Here is a 2,291-nt window from a genome sequence, read left to right as displayed (position 1 = left end):
CTTTTCCACTTAACGCACACTTTGGGACCTTAACTGAAGGTCTGGGCTCTTTCCCTTTTGACTGCCCAACTTATCTCGTGCAGTCTGACTCCCGGTCATATCTTAGCGGCATTCGGAGTTTGATATTCTTCGGTAGGCTTTGACGCCCCCTAGGAAATTCAGTGCTCTACCTCCGCAAGACTCGATACCGAGGCTAGCCCTAAAGCTATTTCGAGGAGAACCAGCTATCTCCGGGTTCGATTGGAATTTCTCCCCTACCCACACCTCATCCCCACCCTTTTCAACGGATGTGGGTTCGGCCCTCCACTGCCTCTTACGGCAGCTTCAGCCTGGACATGGGTAGATCACCCGGTTTCGGGTATACTCCTACTGACTTTGGCCCTGTTAAGACTTGGTTTCCCTACGGCTCCGTCCCTTAAGGACTTAACCTTGCCAGTAAGCGTAACTCGCCGGACCGTTCTACAAAAAGTACGCGGTCGTGCCCATATGGCACTCCCACAGCTTGTAGACACAGGGTTTCAGGTTCTCTTTCACTCCCCTCCCGGGGTCCTTTTCACCTTTCCTTCACAGTACTCTGCGCTATCGGTCACTAAGTGGTATTTAGCCTTGGGGGGTGGTCCCCCCGACTTCCCACAAGGTTTCTCGTGTCTCGTGGTACTCTGGATCCTGCCATGCTGCCTTTCCTTTCACTTACGGGGCTTTCACCCTCTCCGGCCGGCTTTCCCAAAACCGTTCTGTTAGGATCGGCAGATCATTTTTGCAGTCCTTAACCCCGGAATGCACGCATTCCGGTTTAGGCTCTTCCGCGTTCGCTCGCCGCTACTTGCGGAATCGAGTTTTCTTTCTTTTCCTCCGGGTACTTAGATGTTTCAGTTCCCCGGGTTCCCCTCCATGCGTTATGGATTGGCGCATGGATACATGAGGTTTACTCATGTGGGTTTCCCCATTCAGAAATCTCCGGATCATTGGATATTTGCTCCTCCCCGAAGCTTATCGCAGCTTGTCACGTCTTTCTTCGGCCCTTAGTGCCAAGGCATCCGCCCTGTGCCCTTATTGCTTGACCATTTGCTTCATCGCCCTAGCGTAGGCGATGCGGTCTCTCGATTCTCTTTTGATAACATTGTTATCGATGTCTTCCTATCTTGCGTTATACCAAGTAAATGCACAGACTACATAGCCTATTAACATCTACTTAATATATTAACGTTTTATATCAAGGATGCTTGTGTATCTTATACACAAACTTACATGTATGCAGTTTTCAAGGTACAATCATTGGCTTATATCACTTAGCCTCACAGCATATATGAAATACAAGCCAATGGGCTTAAGTGGACTCGAACCACCGACCTCACGCTTATCAGGCGTGCGCTCTAACCAGCTGAGCTATAAGCCCATCTTTCAGAAGACTTGCTTCTGAGTGGAGATGAAGAGATTCGAACTCTCGACCCCCTGCTTGCAAGGCAGGTGCTCTCCCAACTGAGCTACATCCCCATTTGATCTGGCGTCCACCTGCTCTCCCACACCGTCTCCAGTGCAGTACCATCGGCCGCTTAGGTCTTAACCGTCGTGTTCGGGATGGGAACGGGTGTGTCCCCTAAGCGCATCGACACCAGAAGAGTTATTAAGTTGTTACATTGATAACTCAACAGTAAAACACATTCTTACTCTACTTCTTCTTCCTTAGAAAGGAGGTGATCCAGCCGCACCTTCCGATACGGCTACCTTGTTACGACTTCACCCCAGTCATCCGTCCCGCCTTCGGCAGCTCCTCCCTTTCGGTTAGGTCACTGACTTCGGGCGTTACTGACTCCCATGGTGTGACGGGCGGTGTGTACAAGACCCGGGAACGTATTCACCGCGGCATTCTGATCCGCGATTACTAGCGATTCCAGCTTCGTGTAGTCGGGTTGCAGACTACAGTCCGAACTGGGACGTTATTTTTGGGATTTGCTCCAGGTCACCCTTTCGCTTCCCTCTGTTTACGCCATTGTAGCACGTGTGTAGCCCAAATCATAAGGGGCATGATGATTTGACGTCATCCCCACCTTCCTCCAGGTTATCCCTGGCAGTCTCCTCAGAGTGCCCACCTTTACATGCTGGCTACTGGGGATAGGGGTTGCGCTCGTTGCGGGACTTAACCCAACATCTCACGACACGAGCTGACGACAACCATGCACCACCTGTCTTGCCTGTCCCGAAGGAAAGGTGACATTACTCACCGGTCAGGCAGATGTCAAGACTTGGTAAGGTTCTTCGCGTTGCTTCGAATTAAACCACATGCTCCACCG

The 2,291-nt window shown here is 51.1% G+C and carries 2 tRNA genes and 3 rRNA genes; all 5 read right to left on the bottom strand.

Annotated features, from left to right (window positions below):
* A 23S ribosomal RNA gene (locus tag AB5916_RS17395) occupies positions 1–1,063 on the bottom strand; the annotation flags it as partial.
* A gap of 259 nt (positions 1,064–1,322) precedes the next feature.
* Positions 1,323–1,396 (bottom strand) — tRNA-Ile (locus tag AB5916_RS17390).
* 25 nt (positions 1,397–1,421) lie between these two features.
* Positions 1,422–1,494 (bottom strand) — tRNA-Ala (locus AB5916_RS17385).
* Positions 1,495–1,499: 5 nt separating this feature from the next.
* Positions 1,500–1,617 (bottom strand): 5S ribosomal RNA (gene rrf, locus AB5916_RS17380).
* Positions 1,618–1,687: 70 nt separating this feature from the next.
* Positions 1,688–2,291: ribosomal RNA gene (locus AB5916_RS17375) — 16S ribosomal RNA — on the bottom strand; the annotation flags it as partial.

Origin of the sequence: Blautia sp. 1033sp1_1033st1_G9_1033SCRN_220408, from assembly GCF_040929965.1 — a bacterium.
GTDB lineage: Bacteria > Bacillota > Clostridia > Lachnospirales > Lachnospiraceae > Blautia_A > Blautia_A ammoniilytica.
This window is presented reverse-complemented; position numbering and strand designations above follow the sequence as displayed.